The sequence below is a fragment of the Deltaproteobacteria bacterium genome (assembly GCA_029858205.1).
In the GTDB taxonomy this organism is placed as follows: Bacteria; Desulfobacterota; GWC2-55-46; order GWC2-55-46; family DRQE01; genus JAOUFM01.
The window spans coordinates 41,844-59,306 of sequence record JAOUFM010000005.1 but is presented as its reverse complement, the minus strand read 5'-3'; the positions used below and the strand labels follow the sequence as shown (position 1 = coordinate 59,306).

Below are 17,463 nucleotides of genomic sequence, written 5' to 3'. Positions count from 1 at the left end.
GCCCTACTTCTTGGTGTTTATGAATGCGCCGAGTTCCTTATCGAGCACACTTATGTGCTTAATCAGCCAGTTCGTGAGATAACCGCTTACCTCCACGGTGAACGGCAAGGTGATGCCCTTTGCGGCGTATGCGGCTTTAAAGTCGTTTAGCCTGTTCTTGAATTCCTTGTGCTGCATCATGTGCGAGTCCGCGTGCGGAAAGCAGTGCAGGTGCATGAGCTTTTCCTCATCAGAGAAGTGCTTTATGACGTAGTCCTCTAGGAATTTAAGCGTTTCCTCGAACTCCGCGGCCCGCTTATCAGGGCCCATTGCCTTTAGAAAGCTGTTTACCTTATCGAAGAGCTCCTTGTGCTGGGAGTCTATCGCATCAACGCCTACGAGAAATGAACTTTTCCATTCGAGCATCGTATATCCTCCTTGTATCCAGTGAGAGCTATCGTAATGCATTAAATGATACGGTAAATTCAAGTGGTAGTCAAATATTTTATGTCGGAGTTTGGGCTCTCAAATTCGTAGTTATTTGAAATAACAAAGAAAAACGCGTTACGCTTGCTTTATCGGCAAAAACGTAACGCGTTAAACTGCGGGTTGTTTTTTTAGAACTTGAGGCCGCCGTGTATGCCGTAGACGAAGTTGTTATAGTCGTACCCGGCGCTGTGAAACTCTTCGGTGAGCTTGAGTTTTAAGTCCGCGCCAAAGAAGAACTGATCTTGCACGTAGTGTATTGCGGCAAAGAGCTGGAGCCCAAGGAGCCAGTCGCTCGATGTTTTGATGACACTGTTTGGCAGTGTTGCGCGTTCCTTGACGTAGTTTAGCGAAACTCCGCCGCCCATGGAGAATGCGAGGTTATTCGGGTTGCCTATGGCGAATTTGGCATTGAACTCGAGAGGAACGTAGGTTATCTCGTTTTCCGTTCTTACGGCGAACACGGTTGAGGAACCGTCGAGGTTAGAGTACCCGAACTCGCCGCCAAGGTAGATGTTTGGCGCTGCCGCGGTGTAGGCCTCGAGCCCGAGGTAGAGGCCGCTGTCGACATTGGCGCGTTTTACAACGCTGTCGGTGAAGTTGATTCTTGCGATTTTAAGTTCTATGGTTGCGTCGCCCAGCGGGTATGTATCGGCTGCACCGGATGCCTGCGGCATAAGCGCTATTGCGGCAAAGAGTATGATTGGAACTATGAATTTTTTCACTTTGTGCTGACCTCCGTGGTTTTATAAATAATTACACAAGGAGCCGCGCTTGTCAATAGCAGAGGGCGGCAAGTGTTTTTCTTGTCGTTATAAAAAATAACGGGCCGGCCCTTGCGGGCCGGCCCGTCGAAGGGCATATAATGGCGTTATTTTAGAAGGTAGTCCCCACGCGCACGCCGAGCTTGTAGGTGTTGTATCCGGTGCCGAAGATAAAGAGGTTGTCTATGGTGGATATCTTAAGCTCGCCTCCGATAAAGAGCTTGTCCTGGACCTTGTAGTCTATGTTGCCAAATATCTGCAAGCCAAGGTTCCATTCCGTGGTCGAGTCGGAGAGCCAGTTGCCCACTTTGAACGTCTCGTCGATGTAGTTTAGCGATGCGCCGCCGCCAAAGCTCAAGACGAGGTTCTTTTGGAATTCCATCGAGTACTTGCCGTTTACCTCTATCGGTATGTAGGTTACTTCGAGCTTCATAGGGTCGCCAAACCACCACGATACCCCCGTATCGTCAACGCTTGAGTACCCGATTTCGCCGCCTACGTAGAGGTTGGGCTGTATTGCCTGGTAGTACTCTGCGCCGATAAAGCCGCCGCTTAGGTCTGTTGAGCTCCACCACGAATTGTCCATATAGTTGTCGCCGAAGGTGATGTAGTCGATCTTCAAGGCCGCGTGCGCCTTGCCAAGCGGGTACTGCTCCGCTGCCGTGGCGTTTGTTGCCGTAAGGATAAATAATGCCGCTATTGTTGCCAGAACCAGTTTTTTCACCTTTAAAACCTCCTGGGAATTTTTATAGAGTGTTACACAAAATGACAGCGTTGTCAATGAGGAGCTATGCGTCCTTTTTTGGGCTCGACACTCCGCCGGATATGAGAAATGCCATTACGTCCGAGGATTCGGCCTTTATTGGCGTTACCTTTGACGCCGGGAATAGCATAAGGTTGCCTGCGAAGTTGTAGGACTGCGGCATGTATACCGCGACATGGCCTTTTATGCCGAGGAAATCGAGATCTTCTTTTGTAACGAACCCGAGGGCCTTTGCCCCAGTTGTCTCATCGAGTGTTACCATGACTGGCTTATCAAAGCTCTTCTTGTCGCCAACGAACGCTCCTAGCAGGTCTTTTAAGGACGTATATATGAGCTTTACGAGAGGAAGCTTTTCGAATATCTTTTCGACAAGCTTGACATATCCCTTGGTGAACAGGTTGGAGGCAAGAAAGCCGCAAAGCGTGATTACGGTTATCGTTATCGCGAACCCGAGCCCTGGTATAGGTATGCCGAGCATGCCGTCTATCTTCGTGAAAACCGTGTATATGACGTACACGCTTCCGGCCAGAGGGACGAATATCAAAAGGCCTTCGAGAAAGTACTTTATGAGCTTTTTCATCTGGAGCCTCCGGTGGTTTTAAGGATTTCTTTACTCGCTATGACGCCTTCCCTGATTACAAGCGGCGTATCTCCGGCTGCGTCTACTATCGTCGAGGCAAGCCTTGAGGTAAGCTCCCCGCCGTCTATTATAGCGTCTATCCGTGCGTGAAAGTAGTTCATGGCCTCCGAAGCGGTACTCGCAGGGGCCTTGCCCGACGGGTTCGCGCTCGTTGTCGTGACTACGTGCCCGGTAAGGCGCGTAAGTTCGAGCGCTGTCTTTGACGACGGTATCCGTATGCCTACCTTGCCGGTGCCTGCGGTTATGACCTCCGGTATAGATGGCGCGGCGTCGAAGACTATCGTTAGCGGGCCTGGCCAGTACTTATGCATAAGTACTTCCGCAAGCGGAGAGACGTAGGACACGGCCTTTTTTACCATGGCCGTGTCGGCGGCTATAAGCGATATGGGGTTTGTCTTGTCCCTGCCTTTAAGTATGAAGAGAGTTTCAACCGCGTCTTCGTTAAAGGGATCGGCTGCAAGTCCGTAGAATGTTTCTGTCGGGTAGGCCACTATGCCGCCGTTCTTTATTACGGCGGCAGCGGCCGTTAGCGAAGCATCGTCCGTGCCAAGCATTATGGGCGGCTTTTTAGCCACGCTGGCCACGTTACTTTGATTTGAGCTTTTCGGCCTTGGCCACTACGGCATCGGCCTGGGCCTTTCTGTGGGCCTTGAGCTTTTCCGATAGCGCCTTGTCCGATGTCGCGAGTATCTGTGCCGCGAGTATTCCGGCGTTCTTTGCGCCTGCCTTGCCAATCGCTACCGTTGCTACCGGCACTCCGCCAGGCATCTGCACGGTTGAGAGAAGGGAGTCGAGGCCGTTTAAGGGGCTCGAATCTATGGGCACGCCTATTACCGGAAGCGTTGTCTTGGCCGCGAGAAAACCTGCCAGATGCGCGGCCGCGCCCGCGCCCGCTATGATGACCTTCACGCCTTCGTCTTCGGCGTTCTTGGCTATATCGAGCGTTCTCTCAGGCGTCCTGTGCGCAGACGATATCGTCATCTCGTGCGGGATCCCGAATTCCTTTAGAGCCTTCGATGCCTCCTCCATGACGGGGATGTCAGAGTCGCTTCCCATGAGGATTAGTACAAGAGGTTTTGCCATGTTGTAGTCTCCTTATAAGTAAGTTTTTTTGAGACTTTTATTTTATAAGAGCCTTTGCGCCTATGTCGCGTCTATAGTACGCGCCCTTGAACTCTATCTTTTCAACGGCCTTGTAAGCCGTTTTGATTGCGTCCTTTACGTCTGCCCCAAGCCCCGTAACTCCAAGCACCCGGCCGCCCGAGGTAACGACCTTGCCGTCCTTTAGCGCGGTGCCTGCGTGGAACACCACGGCATTGTCAGCCGCCTTTACGCTCTCAAGCCCGGTTATCTCGAAACCTTTTTCGTATTCGTCGGGGTAGCCCTCGGAGGCCATGACAACGCAGAGCGCGAACCTCTCGTCCCAGTCGAGCTTTACGTTGTAAAGCTTTTTATCTATGCAGGAGAGCATCAGCTCCACGATGTCGGTCTTTAAACGCATGAGCACGGGCTGGGTTTCAGGGTCGCCGAAGCGGCAGTTGAACTCGAGCACATAGGGCTTACCGTGGCATATCATGAGCCCTGCGTAGAGGATACCTTTATACGGCCTGCCTTCCTTTGCCATGGCAGCCACCATGGGCTCCATTACGTCTTCCATTACTTCTGCTTGAAGCTCTTTTGTGATTACCGGGGCAGGGCTGTACGCGCCCATGCCGCCGGTGTTGGGGCCCTTGTCATTATCGTAGATGGCCTTGTGGTCCTGGGCAGGGGCAAGCGGCAGTATGGTTGTGCCGTCGGTTATGGCCATGAAGCTTGCCTCCTCGCCAACGAGAAAATCCTCTATGACTACTGAATTGCCGGCGTCCCCGAAGGCACGGTCCTTCATGATGAGGTCGATTGCCAAGAATGCCTCGTCCATGGTGTTGCAAATCAGCACGCCTTTGCCTGCGGCAAGGCCGTCTGCTTTAACTACCAGCGGCACGTTGTGGGTTTCAAGGGTTTCGGCGTATGCCTTGGCAGCCTCCGCGTCCGTAAACCTCTTAAAGTGCGCCGTTGGTATGGAGTACTTGGTCATGAGTTCTTTTGAAAAGACCTTGCTTCCTTCGAGCTCCGCAGCTCTTTTCGAAGGCCCGAATATCTTTAGCCCTGCTGCCTCGAATTCGTCCACTATGCCAAGTGTTAGCGGAACCTCGGGGCCGACAATCGTTAGCCCGATCTTATTATCAACGGCGAACTTCTTTAGCCCCGCGATGTCCTCTGCCTTTATGGCAACATTCTCGCCAATCCCTGCCGTTCCGGCATTCCCCGGAGCGATATAGAGCTTGCCTGTAAGAGGGCTCTGTTTTGCTTTCCACGCAAGGGCGTGCTCTCTGCCGCCGCCGCCTATTATCAGTACGTCTATCATCTTGGCTCCTTAGTGCTTAAAGTGTCTTATGCCGGTAAATACCATTGCTATGCCGTGCTCGTCGGCTGCTGCTATGACCTCGTTATCCTTTATCGAGCCGCCGGGCTGTATGATTGCCGTGATTTTCTTCTCAGCCGCCATGTCCACGTTATCCCTGAAAGGGAAGAACGCGTCAGAGGCCATGACCGAGCCTGCTATCTCAAGCCCTGCATCGGCCGCCTTCATGGCTGCGATGTTCGTTGAATCGATTCTCGACATCTGGCCAGCGCCTATACCGATGCTACGCAAATCCTTTGCGAATATTATGGCATTGCTCTTTACGTGCTTGCATACCTTCCACGCGAACATCAGGTTCTCGAGCTCTTTGTCCGTTGGCCCGCGCTTTGTGACAGTCTTTAGATCCGATGCGCTCCCTGTATCAACGCCCTGGATAAGCACTCCTCCGGTAACGCGCTTTATGTCAACTCCCGGGTCGATTGCTCCCTCGGGGTTTTTTACCTCTATTACGCGAAGGTTCTTCTTTTTCTCGAATATCTTTAGCGCGTCGGCTGAAAATGACGGCGCGATTACGGCCTCGAGAAAGAGCTCGTTTAGCTTCTCGGCAAGCTTGGCGTCTATTGAAGCATTAAACCCGACTATGCCGCCGAATGCGGACCTCGAGTCTGTCGAGAGCGCGAGCTCGTATGCCTTGAAGAGCCCGTCTTTATTGGATGCCACGCCGCACGGGTTGTTGTGCTTTATGATGACGCAGGCAGGTTCCTTGAACTCTCTCGATATCTCGAGAGCGCTGTTAAGGTCGAGTATGTTATTAAAGGAAAGCTCCTTTCCCTGGTACTGCTTCATTGCGGCGAGGGTGCCAGGCTCTGCGTTATGGCGTGCGTAGAAGGCCGCGCTCTGGTGCGGGTTCTCGCCGTAGCGAAGGTCTTGAATCTTCTTATACTGCACGCCGTAGGTCTCGGGGTAGCCATCCTGCTTTTCCTCCTCCTCGGAATATGTCCCAAGGTGGTTCGATATGGCGGCGTCGTAGCGCGCGGTCAATTGAAATACCTTTTTTGCGAGCGTAAAGCGGGTCTTTCTCGATACCCCGCCAGAGTTCTTTTTCATTTCTTCGATGATGGAGGCGTAGTCAGCCGGGTCTGTGACAGCTGCCACACCTTTATAGTTCTTTGCAGCAGCGCGAAGCATCGTCGGGCCGCCGATGTCTATATTCTCGATTGCCTCATCTAGCGGAGGGTTCTTCTTTACCGTTTCCTCGAATGCGTAGAGGTTTACGACTATCATGTCGATTGGCAGTATGCCGTGTTCCTCGGTCTGCTTTGAGTGAGAGGCGTTGTCGCGGATGGCGAGTATGCCGCCGTGTATCTTTGGGTGAAGGGTTTTTACACGGCCATCCAGCATCTCAGGAAACCCCGTGTAGGATTGTATGGGGATTACTTTTATGCCTTCCTTTTTTAGAAGCTCTGCCGTGCCTCCGGTGGATATTATTTCGACTCCCAGGGAGCTTAGTTCCTTTGCAAAGGCGGCTATGCCTGCTTTGTCGGTTACACTGATGATTGCGCGCTGAATTTTTCTCATAATGCTTTTGCTGCGTCCTTTCTTTGCGTTTTTTTATTAAAAGCCCATGGCTGCTATGAAGCGTTTTTCGAAGTGCATGGAGCCAGATAGCGGCACGTATTTTGCCGTTGCCGCAATTGTTTCGGCCCGTTTCCTTGCAGCAGCGGAGAAAAGCGCCATTGCCGCTCCGTCCAGTGCTGCATCTCCCAGGAACATGGCCTTCTTTGCAAGCGAGCCCGGCAAGAGCCCTATGGCTTCGAGAGATTCCTTTTTAAGCGAGCTCCCGAAGGCGCCTGCGATAAAGATCTTTTCAATCTCTTCTTCCCTGAGCCCGGCCTTTTCCATTAGAACCTCTATGGAGGCGCGTATGGCGGCCTTTGCCGTTTGCAGGGCCCGTACGTCTTCCTGCGTAAGCGTTATCTCGCCCGAAGCGCTTTTATATAGCACAACCGAGTTTGCGCTGTTGTCTTTTCTTATGGAGGCAGATATTACGGTTTCCACCTCGTGTGCATCCGCTATCCTGCCGCTTTTGTCTATTACGCCGAGTCTAAGAAGCGCTGCCACTGCGTCCAGAAGCCCTGAGCCGCAAATCCCCTTTGCCGCAGTGCTGCCGATTACCGATACCTTTAGCGAGCCGCCCTTTGTCTCTACCGAGCTTATCGCGCCTTTTTTTGCGGCCATGCCGTGCCTTATGGACGCGGCCTCGAATGCAGGCCCTGCGGCAGCGGCAGTTGAGTATATTACGCCGTCCTTTGACAAAAGCACCTCTGAGTTCGTGCCTATGTCTATAAGGAGCGTGCGCTGCTTTTTCCCCTCCATCCCGATTGAGAGCGCCGCAGCCACTGCGTCGCCGCCAACGAACCCTCCGATAAGCGGGAAGGAGTATAGCATAGTTTCGGGTAGAAATGTAAGCCCTGATTTTGCAGCCCGTAGGCCCCGGGCCTCTTTGAATGCCGCCTTGTAGGGCGGCCTGCCAATTGGCTCCGGAGATACGCCGAAGAATATGTGCTCCATGACGCTGTTGCCGGCAATCGTGATGTGTTTAACTTCTTCGGCCTTTGCCCCGGCCTCTTTAATGAGCGTCTTTGTCATGGAATTCATGGCAGAGAGCAGGGCGGCCTGCATCTTTTCGGTATTGCCGTTTTTCGCAGCCTCGATTCTCGCTATAACGTCGGTTCCGAATTCTTTTTGAGGGTTTGGCTCCGCGACCTCCGTAGCGGCGTCTTTTGCCGCGCCCTTTACAGCGAGCCTCGCGGCAAGGGTAGTCGTGCCGATGTCAAAGGCAATGCCCAAGGCGCGGTGTTTTTTTGCCGGTGCTGTTTTTTTGCGAGGCATCTTTACGGTTCCGGATGTCAGGGCTTTATCGGCGGCGAGCTCGAGAAAAGGAACTTGAGGTCCTCGTCCTCGAACTGGAAGCCAACGCCTGCGTACGAGCTCCTTGTGTCCTTGTTTGCGAAGTCGTCTATGCCGCCCGAGACAAAGAAGTACCTGTTAAGGAATATCATGGCCCCGGCCTTTAAGTGGGGCTTTCTCTCCTTGTCGAAGTCGAAGGCCTCGAAGCTCACCTTTACCCTGTCGGAAAGTAGATAGTAGTCTATGCCTGCTCCTCCGGTGGATTCTATCAAGCCGCCGCGCACAACGACGTTGCCAAAGCGCTTTGCCACCTCTGCCGAGACCTTGATTGAGTCGCTTGTGGTGGTTATCTCGATAGGCGGGTTGGGGGCGATGTAGTAGGATTTGTGGTTCACCTTGCCCCTCGGGTCGTCTATGACCTCGATAAGATAGTACTTGTCGGCCTTTGGCTGCAGCCTTAGCGTTACGTAGTGTTTCGTGTCGCTTGGGCTAAAGAGGTATTCGGCGCGGTACCCGACATAGGTGCGGAAACGTTCGGCCCTTTCCATGTAGCTCGATATGCCGCCAAGGGTCTTGTTGATGTTGTCGTGGATGTCCGAGCTGTTTATGAGCTTGCCGATGGTGCCGTCGCCCTTGTCGATTTTTCCTGCGACGTTCTTTATGGAGGCAACCGTTTCCTTTATCTCCGGCGCAATCTTATCGAGCTTGTCCATTGCGTCCTCGAGCTTTGCCGCAGCGCTTCTTAGGTCCGCTATGCCGTTTCTTATATCTCCCTGGTTGCCTTCTATTATCGTATTTATCGAGGCCGCCACTTCCTTCATGGTCTTGGAGAACTCTGCCATGTTGTTCATGGCGGTCGAGAGTTTTTCGTCGTTCACCGTTATCATGCGGTCGAGCTTGGCGGTCATGTCCTCGATGTTGTAGACGATGTTTCTAAGCGTTGCTTCGCCTTCCTCGCCGCCGAGCACGTTCGAGAGCGATTGGCTGATCTGCTTTATGTCGTCTGCAACCGAGGAGAGGGTGCCGACGAGCTTGTCGATGTCCTGATGGCGCTCTACGTTTATGATTTCGTCTCCGTCGGCCAGTAGCGGCGCATCCGGGCTCCCGGGGATGAGCTCGACGTACTTTTCTCCGAGAAGCCCCTTTGACCTAAGCGCTGCCATGAAGTCCTTGCCTATCCCGACCTCGGGTATTATTCTAAGCACCATGCGCGCCTTGTTGTTTTCGAGGGCAATGGCCTTGACGCGCCCGACCTTGACGCCGGCGATATAGACAGACGCGTTCTCGTCGAGGCCCGTGGCGTTCTCGAAGCTCACGTACAGGTCGTAGCCCTTTTCCCTTCCAATCGTGAGGCCTCCTACCTTTAGCGACATGTAGACGAGGAGGATTAGCCCCATGAAGACGAATATGCCGACCTTTGCTTCTGCGTTGAGTCTTTCCATAGTGTCTATTCCCTTAGAATACCTTTATAGGCCCCTCGGCCCTGCCTTCGAGGAACTGCCGTATTATGGGGCTGTCGCTTGCCTTCATTTCCTCTACCGTGCCGGTTGCTATTATCCTGCCTTCATGCAACATTGCCACCATGTCAGCGGCCTTATAGGTTAGCGGTATGTCGTGCGATATGGCCACGTAAGTCGTCTTTAGCGCGTGCTGTGTTTCAAGCATTAGAGAACCGATTGAGTCGCTCATGATTGGGTCGAGCCCGGTAGTCGGTTCGTCGAATATGACTATGGACGGATCCATGGCTATGGCCCTGGCAAGGCCCACGCGTTTTTTCATGCCGCCGCTTAGATCCGACGGCATCATGTGCTCTATGTTTGGAAGGCCCACGCGCGCGAGCTTGCTTTTTACAATCTCCATTATCTTCGAGTCGTCGAAGTCCGTGTGCTCCCTTAGCGGGAAGGCCACGTTCTCCCCGACTGTCATGGAGTCGAAGAGCGCCGCGCCCTGGAAAAGCATCCCGAACTTTCTTCTTGCCTCGTTTAGGTCCCGCTCGTTCATGGTAACGAGATCCTTGCCGTCTAGAAGTATCTGCCCGGAGTCCGGCTTTATAAGGCCGATTAAGTGCTTTATCAGCACGCTCTTGCCTTCTCCGCTTCTGCCGATGATGAACGTTATCTTGCCCTCTTCGATTGTGAGGTTCACGCCGTCTAGAACGCGCTTGCCTCTGAAGCTCTTTTTCAAATCCTTAATTATTATCATACATTATGCCGTCTTTTCAAGGCTTAGAACATTATGGACGTAAGTATATAGTCGACCATAAGTATCAGCACGCACCCCATGACAACGGCCCTTGTGGCGGCCCTTCCGACCCCTTCGGCGCCGCCTGTTGTGTTAAAGCCGTGGTAGCAGGCAGAGACCGATATTATTATGCCGAAGAAAAAGGCCTTTAGAAGGCCGTTAAAGATGTCCCAGATGTCGACATGGTCGATGGTGCGGCCTATGTACACGCCCGAATTTATATCGAGAAGCTTCACTCCGACGAGGTAGCCGCCGATTACGCCGGTAAAATCCGATATTATCGTAAGGATTGGAAGCATCGCAGCGCCTGCTATGACGCGCGGCGAGAGAAGGTATCTTACCGGGTTTAGCCCCATCGTCGTTATTGCGTCTATCTGTTCTGTTACGCGCATGGTGCCAAGTTCCGTTGCCATTGCAGAGCCTGCCCTGCCTGTGACCATGAGCCCTGTAAGCACGGGCCCGAGTTCGCGAGCCATGCTTAGCGCCACTGTCGGGCCAACAAGGCTTTCGGCGCCAAAGCGCTTTAGCGCGGTATAGCCCTGCATCGCGAGCACCATGCCGGTAAAGGAGCCGGTAAGGATCACGACAAACAGGCTTCCGACACCCACGCCTTCCATTTGTTTTAGCATGTTCTTGAACTTGAAGGGCGGGGTTACGGAGTGAAATAGAGCTTCGCCAAACATTATGGCAACGGCCCCAGTGGTCTCGACCCAGTTCCTGGCGCGCTTGCCAAGGTGCTCGAAAAAGCCGTGGTATCTTTCACGAAAGCTAAATCTCATGCCTTTACCCTGTTTACGCGAACCGAGATGCCGGTAAGTATCTCATAGGGTATGGTCTTTGCCGTGAGGGCCAGGTCTTCTGCCGTTACGGCCTTGTCGCCGCGCCTGCCTATTATAACGGCCTCGTCTCCGGGCTTTACGTTCTTTACGTCCGTTACGTCGGCTACACAGAGGTCCATGCAAATGCGCCCGACTACAGGCGCGTATGAGCCGTTTATGATTACGTTTAGGGAGTTAGATAGGGCTACGCGTAAGCCGTCGCCGTAGCCTATGGGAAGGATCGCAAGGGTAGAGTCCCGTTTGGCCGTGAATGTGCGCGAATAGCTAACGGGTGTGCCCGATTTTACTGTCTTAAGCGCCGAAACAGCCGTTCTGAACTCGAGTGCCGGCTTTAGCGCTACGAGGTTCTTTAGAGAAGGCGACGGGTACACGCCGTAGAGCATGAGCCCGGGCCTTACGAGGTTATAGCGGCTCTTTGGTATGGATACTGCAGCCGCGCCGTTAGCGATATGAGTGTATTTGGGTTTGATGCCAAGCGAGGCTATCTCTGCCAGGCATTTTTCAAAGGCGTTTATCTGCTCAAGCGAGAAACTTTTATCCTCGGCCTCTGATTCGGCAAGGTGCGACATCACGCCCTCTACCTCGAGGTGTTTTAAGTTCTTCAGTTTTTTAAAGAACTCCGGCGCTTCCGGCGTAAGAACTCCGAGCCTTCCCATGCCCGTGTCTATCTTTACGTGCACGGGGACCGTTACGCCCTTTTTTGCGGCAGATGAGTTTATCTCCTCTGCTGTCTTGCTGTCCCAGACAACGGGGGTAAGCGCGTACTCGATTATGTCATCGTACTGGCCTTCGAATATGCCGGCAAGGACGAATATTTTCCCTTCTACGCCGCCTTCTCTAAGGCGCACTGCCTCTTCCACATACGCAACGCCAAACATCTCGCACCCTGCCTCTGTAAGGGCGTTTGCGGTCATTAAATCTCCGTGGCCGTAGGCATTGGCCTTGATTACGGCCATTACGGCGGTATCAGAGCCAACAAGCCGCTTTATCTCGCCAAGGTTATGCTTTAGCGAAGCTGTATCGATGAGCGCTATGGTTGGTCTTTTATACGCCAAATTGCTACCTCCGGATTACTTAAGGTGCTGATTTTCCTAATGATATTAATAGCATTTATTCGGGTACAGGTAAAGGGAAAACCTAAGGGGAATAAAAAGGAAAGTACGGCAGCCGCCCGGCTGTGTTTAGAGCCTTGGTAAGCGGTGTGTTTTAGTTCTTAGTAATGGCCTTTTTAAGCTTCTTCATGGCAGCGGCCTCTATCTGCCTTACGCGCTCTCTCGATATGCCAAGCGAGTCGCCGATTTCCTGAAGGCTTTTTTCCGTCTCCGCCATTATTCGATGCTCTATGACAAAGCGTTCGTTAGGATTTAGCACGGCAAGGGCCTTTGTGGCCATTACAGTGTTGGCGTCATTTAACTGGCCTTCGGCCATGAGCTCTTCCTGTCCGGGCGAGGTATCGGCCAGCATGTCAAGGTGCGTTGCAGTTCTGCCGCTAAGGATTGGCGCGTCGAGAGAAACGTCCGGGAGCGCGGCCTCGCTATTTTCGTTCTTGTAGAAGAGCGCCTTCTTGGCGGCCCTTGTAGCTCTGGATACAAGCCCCTTGGCCTTTACGATGTGCTCCTGGATAAACGACCGTATCCACCACACGGCGTAGCTTATGAGGCGCACCCCCTTTTCAGGGTCGAACTTCTTTACCGCGTGCATGAGGCCGATGTTGCCTTCCTGGATAAGGTCTTTGAGGTTTACGCCGTAGTCGCGGTACTCAAGCGCTATCTTTACGACGAATCTTAGGTTGGCTGTGACGAGTTTTTCTGCGGCATCTATGTCGCCGTGCTTACGAAGGCGCACGGCAAGGCCGTATTCCTCATCTCTTGAGAGAAGGGGGTAGCGGTTTATCTCGGCCAGGTATGCGCCGAGGCTGTCGTTTAATACAGGAAGTGCCGTGCCCATAATGCGTTCTCCTGCGTGCGTGTTGAAAAAGCCTTTAGAATTAAGAAGCTGGCAGACGATAATACCGTGTGCCAGCGTACTGTACTATTATATGGATTGAAACCCGTTTTGTCAAGAACCAAAGGCGTGCTTTTAAGGGCACGCCTTTGGGTAACTTCTTGATTTGATTCGGGAAAGCGTCTTTTACTGGAACTTCGGTGCAAACAGGAAGAGCAGCATCAGCGCTACAACTAGCGCATAGATAGCGAGCGCTTCCATGATGGCGAGACCGATGAACATGGTGGTCGTGAGCTTGCCTGCCATGCCCGGGTTCCTTGCCATGCCTTCGCAGGCTCCCCTTACCGCACTTCCCTGACCGATGCCAGGCCCGATGGCGCCAAGACCTATTGCAAGGCCTGCGCCGAGGAATATCGCCGCGAGTATCAGGCTGTTGCCCGATGACCCTGCTGCTTCCGCCGTTCCTTCGCCTGCCCATGCGCCCTGGCTGGTTGCGAGTATGGCGATAGCCGCAAATATCGCGAGCGTTATGCCTTTGTAGAATGTCTTCAGTGTCATTGTTACGTCACCTCCGTGGTATTGAGTGTCAAATAATATCTGTCTGGCGTAAAAATGTCAAGCTTTTTCGGCAAATGCGTCTTTAGTGCGCTTCTTCTATCGCGCCTCCGAGATACGCCATCGTAAGAAGCGAGAATATGAATGCCTGTATAACGACTGTCAGCACGCCAAGCACCGTTACGAACGCGAGAAGCGGGTACGCATAAGGCATAAGGCCGAGTATCGAAAATACGAGAAGCTCGTGGCCAAATATGTTTCCGAATAAACGCATCGAGAGGGATACGGGCCGTGCAAGATGTCCGAATACCTCGATAGGAAACATTATGGGTGCAAGTATCGGCATTGGCCCGAGAAAATGCTTTATGTAAGCAAAGCCGTGCTCCTTTAGCCCTACGATGTGCGTCAGTATGAACACCATGAGCGCCAACGCGAGCGTTGTGTTCAGGTTGGCTGTCGGAGGCACAAGTGTCGGGAAAAGCCCAAAAGAGTTGGATACGAGTATATAAAGGAAGAGCGTTAAAACAAGCGGGAGATAGGCCTTGCCCTTATGCCCCATCATGTCCTCTGCAAGCCTCGAGAAGCCCTCGATGATGTACTCGACTATGTTCTGGAGCTTTCCGGGTACGAGAGCAAGAGAGCCCCTTACTATGAAGGAGAAGATGATGAGCAGCACGCTTGAGTAGATCATGAAGCTCGTGTGCACCGGGAGCCCCGGTATCGTAGGGAATGTCAGGCCGTGTTCTTCCATCTTAGGTCTTAAGCTCCTTTTTGAGCGCGGCCACTGCCGCAGCTATTGTTATCGCGTGCGTTACGAAAAACCCTATAAGAAGCGGCAGCGCAGCTACCTTTACTATGCCTATGAACGCGCCAAGCAGCAGTGCTGTTAATGCTATGCGCGAGTAAAACCTGATTTGCGAGTACAGCGCGGCCTTGCTTGGGCCAAGGAGCACGGACTTTGCCGCGCTCTTTATCTGCATCCTCTGCGTAACGAGCCCGGAGAGGGCGCCCGCTGCGTAAGCTACCGCGGTCTCCTGTCCAAAGGCCAGGGCGATGAGTGTGCCTGCCCCCGACGCCGCGAGTGTTAAGTATAACGCCTTTGTTGCCACCGCGCCGATAAGGGCCGACGCTGTTTCTACTTCGTTTCTTTCCACCGCCTCAGTTGCCATACTTCTTGAGTGTCGAGTGCGCGCTCTTAAAACCGGCCAGCACGCCGAGCACCAGACATATTATAGCGAGCCACGGCGACGTTTTCAGCCACTGGTCCAGATAATACCCGGCAAAGAACCCTACGATAGTTGTTAAGGCAAGCGTCAGCCCGAGTGAGGCGAGCATTAATCTGCCCTTGACGCTGTCTTTATTATGTTGTTCGTTACTCACTGGCAATGTGTTACCGGAAATCGACATGTTTTTATAACATAATCGGGATACTGGGGTCAAATAAAATCTGGGGGTGGGCACACGCGCGATTTTGCCGCCATACTTCGTTATCACGGCGTTTTTGTTCCTCGACGTATTAACGAAATACGCCTGCGGACAAAACCGCCGCGCTGCCTCGTCTGACGCCAAACTTGCACGCGTGGATGGGTGAGGCTGGTTTGCCGCCTTGTCTCGCACAAAACTTGGCGGTTTTGGGCGGGTGGAAGAGATAGAATACCGCTGCCTCGTCTGGCAGCAAACTTGCGGGTTTATGATGGGGTAAAGACCGCTTCCTCACCTGACGCGAAATCCCGTATCAAGTACGGGACAGGCTTGGCGGCCTGTGAGGGGTGGTAGAATGGGGTGGTAAAAAATGACGGTTGGTGCCACCCTACAGCCTTGATGACTGCGGAGTTATATGGGGATACTGACAAAAAGTAATATAAAAAAATCTTTGTCAGGCTTTCATTGATTTTCGCAGTTGTTTTCGCGGGGGAGGCGATATTTTTACTTTGGTATTTCCCTGGAACAAAGTCATATAATGTTGCGAGGGATTTTATTTTGTCGTCGGATAAGGTTAAAGAAGAATTGGGCGAGATAAACCGGGTAAGTCCGCGCATTGCGGCTTATCAGTATCACGGGCCGGGAGATGGTGCTACTTTTTCTTTTTCCCTGGTCGTGCATGGTTCTAAAAATAAAGGGAAGGTTTATTTTATACTGGTTCAACAAAGCGATATTTGGAATGTCAGCGACGCAGTGCTGCTCTCTGACGGCGGAAACGAAATTGTTCTTAAGGCGGAAGAAACGCATGAGTCATGTTCGGAGGGTTTATGAACTGGTATCAGAAATTTATTTTCTCTTTATTCTTAGTTTTTATTGGTGTGGCGTTTGGAACCGTGATTGCAAGTATTAAATATAAAAGGAGTTGGGACTTTGAGTTGCAGCAACGCGTGTACAATCGCATGCAAAAACATATGGCTGCAGGATACATGGATGCAAATCCGCAAATCGGCATTCACGAGCTCAGGAGCTGGCTTGTTTTTCTGGATGAGGAAGTTAAGACTGCGGCAGATGCAAAGGGTTATGTGATAAATACGGCTTTTCTTGATAAGGAACGGGCGGTAACTTTGTACCGTTTATGCGGCCTTTATACAAAGGTTGGCGAGAAGGCCTTGGCCGATGAAAGCTGTGGCAAGGCGCTTGGTTTTGCCAAAACCGGATGGGGCGCGGACGTTACGCTTGAAAGATTGAAGGAACATGAAGCGCAGCATGATGCGAAAGATAGCCGGTGATACGGATGCGAAACTTGTATAGTTGGTAGGGCGGTCAATGCGAGCGAAGCGAAGCAATCTCGCAGGCCGTCATTCCCGCCCCGTATCGAGTACGGGGTAAACTCCGGCGGGAATCCAGTGTCTTACCTTATTTCCTCCCCTTTGCAAGGGGAGGTGCGGAGGGGTAAAATCTGTTTGTCATCCCGAATTTGTTTCGGGATCTCGTCTCTATATAAGAGCGGGATGCTGAACCAAGTTCAGCATGACAAGATGTTTTGCCCTTCTGGGGCGGCTTTTGGGTATGGGGCGTGCGGCAGGCGTGACGCCTGCACCCGAATATTTTTCTATTAGCCCATGAGTTGCAAGTGCCACGTTGCCTGCTATGCGTTATTAAACAGGCGGAGCCTGCCCGCTTAAGCCCATCGCTTAGCCCCATACCCGGGGTTTTAGAAAAACAATAAAAATTCTTTTTCCGGCGTGGTAGAATGGGGGTGTTAAGGAACGGCGGGGCGATGCCCACCCCGCAGATTTGTAGGCACAGAGGTGTATGTATGAAGGGTGGTGTTATTGTGGAAGGTGCCATTAAAAGAAGCCGCTCATTCATAGCGACACGGTATGGTTGGATTATATTACTAATAGGTATTTTGTTTGGAGTGTTTTTTTGGAGATGCTATGCAATACGTCATGTTAATCTTGAATATGTAGGAACGGTAAGCATCGAACCATCTCTTAAGGAAATAATTATCAAGGGCTACCCAAACAATCCGGAGCTACTTGTTAAGTGGCCTGGCGAAGTCTTGCAACATCAGCCCGATGTCTTGGGTAAGGATGAATTGGCCGCAGATAACATGTGGAAACGATTTCTCTATGGGAAGGGGGACAGAAAAGAATTTAGTATTACCATACACTGGGAAGACGTTATATTTGAAAATGAAGGGAATTATATTGGTTGTCTTGGCTGCGAGATCGACAGTATAAGATATGATTATTTGGATCAACCCGAGAGCGATTTTTCTATAGTTGTCGACCCTGAAATAATTTTAAAGAACAAAAGCATAAGTAAGAATGGTATTGCGGTCTACAAAATTGATAAAATGTTATTGCCATAAATTATAAATGCGGCGCAGGATGTGGCATGCTTGCCGCGTGGTTTGTAGTCGAGGCCAGCCAAACCACGGAGCTTGTTGAGTTCACCCCCCCCCCCAAGCCCAGCGCCCTCTCCCTTTCTTCCGTAAGTCAAGCGACTCTTTT

The 17,463-nt window shown here is 52.1% G+C and carries 21 protein-coding genes; 3 read left to right on the top strand and 18 right to left on the bottom strand.

The annotated features are described in order from the left end of the window. Nucleotides 1-3: 3 nt before the first annotated feature. The 18 genes from OEV59_05495 to OEV59_05410 form a co-directional block, all read right to left on the bottom strand. Nucleotides 4-405, bottom strand: coding sequence for a bacteriohemerythrin (locus OEV59_05495; protein ID MDH4227189.1), 402 nt, complete (start codon nt 403-405; stop codon nt 4-6). A 191-nt stretch (nt 406-596) separates the two neighbouring features. After that, nucleotides 597-1,190: a hypothetical protein gene (locus tag OEV59_05490; protein MDH4227188.1), complete on the bottom strand. Its 594-nt coding sequence runs from the start codon at nt 1,188-1,190 to the stop codon at nt 597-599. A 151-nt stretch (nt 1,191-1,341) separates the two neighbouring features. Beyond that, nucleotides 1,342-1,953, bottom strand: a complete 612-nt coding sequence (locus OEV59_05485) for a porin family protein (protein MDH4227187.1) — start codon at nt 1,951-1,953, stop codon at nt 1,342-1,344. 64 nt (nt 1,954-2,017) lie between these two features. Continuing rightward, nucleotides 2,018-2,572, bottom strand: coding sequence for a DUF502 domain-containing protein (locus OEV59_05480; GenBank protein ID MDH4227186.1), 555 nt, complete (start codon nt 2,570-2,572; stop codon nt 2,018-2,020). Then, nucleotides 2,569-3,207, bottom strand: a complete 639-nt coding sequence (locus OEV59_05475; GenBank protein ID MDH4227185.1) for an L-threonylcarbamoyladenylate synthase — start codon at nt 3,205-3,207, stop codon at nt 2,569-2,571. Before OEV59_05475 ends, OEV59_05480 begins: the two co-directional genes overlap by 4 nt. 10 nt (nt 3,208-3,217) lie before the next feature. After that, nucleotides 3,218-3,715, bottom strand: coding sequence for a 5-(carboxyamino)imidazole ribonucleotide mutase (gene purE / locus OEV59_05470; GenBank protein ID MDH4227184.1), 498 nt, complete (start codon nt 3,713-3,715; stop codon nt 3,218-3,220). A 37-nt stretch (nt 3,716-3,752) separates the two neighbouring features. Then, entirely contained in the window at nt 3,753-5,033 is a 1,281-nt protein-coding gene (purD, locus tag OEV59_05465; GenBank protein ID MDH4227183.1) for a phosphoribosylamine--glycine ligase, read from the bottom strand. Nucleotides 5,034-5,045: 12 nt separating this feature from the next. Next, nucleotides 5,046-6,611 (bottom strand): bifunctional phosphoribosylaminoimidazolecarboxamide formyltransferase/IMP cyclohydrolase, encoded by a 1,566-nt coding sequence (gene purH, locus OEV59_05460; protein ID MDH4227182.1) that lies wholly within the window; start codon nt 6,609-6,611, stop codon nt 5,046-5,048. Between the two features lie 36 nt (nt 6,612-6,647). Then, nucleotides 6,648-7,925, bottom strand: coding sequence for an ASKHA domain-containing protein (locus tag OEV59_05455; protein ID MDH4227181.1), 1,278 nt, complete (start codon nt 7,923-7,925; stop codon nt 6,648-6,650). Nucleotides 7,926-7,942: 17 nt separating this feature from the next. Next, a complete protein-coding gene (locus OEV59_05450; protein ID MDH4227180.1) occupies nt 7,943-9,385 on the bottom strand; it encodes an MlaD family protein in 1,443 nt (480 codons plus the stop codon). A 13-nt stretch (nt 9,386-9,398) separates the two neighbouring features. Next, a complete protein-coding gene (locus tag OEV59_05445) occupies nt 9,399-10,145 on the bottom strand; it encodes an ABC transporter ATP-binding protein (protein ID MDH4227179.1) in 747 nt (248 codons plus the stop codon). Between the two features lie 23 nt (nt 10,146-10,168). Further along, nucleotides 10,169-10,963, bottom strand: coding sequence for an ABC transporter permease (locus OEV59_05440; GenBank protein MDH4227178.1), 795 nt, complete (start codon nt 10,961-10,963; stop codon nt 10,169-10,171). Next, on the bottom strand, nt 10,960-12,078 hold the full coding sequence (gene alr / locus OEV59_05435; protein ID MDH4227177.1) for an alanine racemase: 1,119 nt from the start codon (nt 12,076-12,078) through the stop codon (nt 10,960-10,962). The genes OEV59_05440 and alr overlap by 4 nt, the downstream gene beginning before the upstream one ends. Nucleotides 12,079-12,229: 151 nt before the next feature. Continuing rightward, the gene (locus OEV59_05430; GenBank protein ID MDH4227176.1) at nt 12,230-12,970 is read right to left on the bottom strand and encodes a sigma-70 family RNA polymerase sigma factor; all 741 of its coding nucleotides are present in this window, start codon (nt 12,968-12,970) and stop codon (nt 12,230-12,232) included. A 183-nt stretch (nt 12,971-13,153) separates the two neighbouring features. Beyond that, nucleotides 13,154-13,525, bottom strand: coding sequence for an ATP synthase F0 subunit C (gene atpE / locus OEV59_05425; protein ID MDH4227175.1), 372 nt, complete (start codon nt 13,523-13,525; stop codon nt 13,154-13,156). Between the two features lie 82 nt (nt 13,526-13,607). Then, the gene (gene atpB, locus OEV59_05420) at nt 13,608-14,273 is read right to left on the bottom strand and encodes a F0F1 ATP synthase subunit A (GenBank protein MDH4227174.1); all 666 of its coding nucleotides are present in this window, start codon (nt 14,271-14,273) and stop codon (nt 13,608-13,610) included. A gap of 1 nt (nt 14,274) precedes the next feature. Further along, nucleotides 14,275-14,691, bottom strand: a complete 417-nt coding sequence (locus OEV59_05415) for a hypothetical protein (GenBank protein ID MDH4227173.1) — start codon at nt 14,689-14,691, stop codon at nt 14,275-14,277. Continuing rightward, entirely contained in the window at nt 14,681-14,902 is a 222-nt protein-coding gene (locus OEV59_05410) for an AtpZ/AtpI family protein (GenBank protein ID MDH4227172.1), read from the bottom strand. Before OEV59_05410 ends, OEV59_05415 begins: the two co-directional genes overlap by 11 nt. 507 nt (nt 14,903-15,409) lie before the next feature. Here OEV59_05410 and OEV59_05405 point away from each other — a divergent pair. The 3 genes from OEV59_05405 to OEV59_05395 all read left to right on the top strand — a co-directional run bounded on the left by OEV59_05405 (nt 15,410) and on the right by OEV59_05395 (nt 17,321). Next, nucleotides 15,410-15,775 (top strand): cytochrome c oxidase assembly factor 1 family protein, encoded by a 366-nt coding sequence (locus OEV59_05405; GenBank protein ID MDH4227171.1) that lies wholly within the window; start codon nt 15,410-15,412, stop codon nt 15,773-15,775. Then, complete coding sequence (locus OEV59_05400; protein ID MDH4227170.1) at nt 15,772-16,233, top strand: hypothetical protein; 462 nt, start codon at nt 15,772-15,774, stop codon at nt 16,231-16,233. The genes OEV59_05405 and OEV59_05400 overlap by 4 nt, the downstream gene beginning before the upstream one ends. Before the next feature lie 530 nt (nt 16,234-16,763). After that, a complete protein-coding gene (locus tag OEV59_05395) occupies nt 16,764-17,321 on the top strand; it encodes a hypothetical protein (GenBank protein ID MDH4227169.1) in 558 nt (185 codons plus the stop codon). Nucleotides 17,322-17,463 lie beyond the last annotated feature (142 nt).

What these genes read in the sequence shown, in the direction of transcription:
- OEV59_05395 (MDH4227169.1), top strand. Translation starts at nt 16,764, where the DNA reads ATGAAGGGTGGTGTTATTGTGGAAGGTGCCATTAAAAGAAGCCGCTCA.
- OEV59_05400 (MDH4227170.1), top strand. Translation starts at nt 15,772, where the DNA reads ATGAACTGGTATCAGAAATTTATTTTCTCTTTATTCTTAGTTTTTATT.
- atpE (MDH4227175.1), bottom strand. Translation starts at nt 13,525, where the DNA reads ATGACACTGAAGACATTCTACAAAGGCATAACGCTCGCGATATTTGCG.
- OEV59_05430 (MDH4227176.1), bottom strand. Translation starts at nt 12,970, where the DNA reads ATGGGCACGGCACTTCCTGTATTAAACGACAGCCTCGGCGCATACCTG.
- OEV59_05495 (MDH4227189.1), bottom strand. Translation starts at nt 405, where the DNA reads ATGCTCGAATGGAAAAGTTCATTTCTCGTAGGCGTTGATGCGATAGAC.
- OEV59_05440 (MDH4227178.1), bottom strand. Translation starts at nt 10,963, where the DNA reads ATGAGATTTAGCTTTCGTGAAAGATACCACGGCTTTTTCGAGCACCTT.
- OEV59_05450 (MDH4227180.1), bottom strand. Translation starts at nt 9,385, where the DNA reads ATGGAAAGACTCAACGCAGAAGCAAAGGTCGGCATATTCGTCTTCATG.
- purH (MDH4227182.1), bottom strand. Translation starts at nt 6,611, where the DNA reads ATGAGAAAAATTCAGCGCGCAATCATCAGTGTAACCGACAAAGCAGGC.
- OEV59_05415 (MDH4227173.1), bottom strand. Translation starts at nt 14,691, where the DNA reads ATGGCAACTGAGGCGGTGGAAAGAAACGAAGTAGAAACAGCGTCGGCC.
- purE (MDH4227184.1), bottom strand. Translation starts at nt 3,715, where the DNA reads ATGGCAAAACCTCTTGTACTAATCCTCATGGGAAGCGACTCTGACATC.
- atpB (MDH4227174.1), bottom strand. Translation starts at nt 14,273, where the DNA reads ATGGAAGAACACGGCCTGACATTCCCTACGATACCGGGGCTCCCGGTG.
- OEV59_05445 (MDH4227179.1), bottom strand. Translation starts at nt 10,145, where the DNA reads ATGATAATAATTAAGGATTTGAAAAAGAGCTTCAGAGGCAAGCGCGTT.
- OEV59_05455 (MDH4227181.1), bottom strand. Translation starts at nt 7,925, where the DNA reads ATGCCTCGCAAAAAAACAGCACCGGCAAAAAAACACCGCGCCTTGGGC.
- OEV59_05480 (MDH4227186.1), bottom strand. Translation starts at nt 2,572, where the DNA reads ATGAAAAAGCTCATAAAGTACTTTCTCGAAGGCCTTTTGATATTCGTC.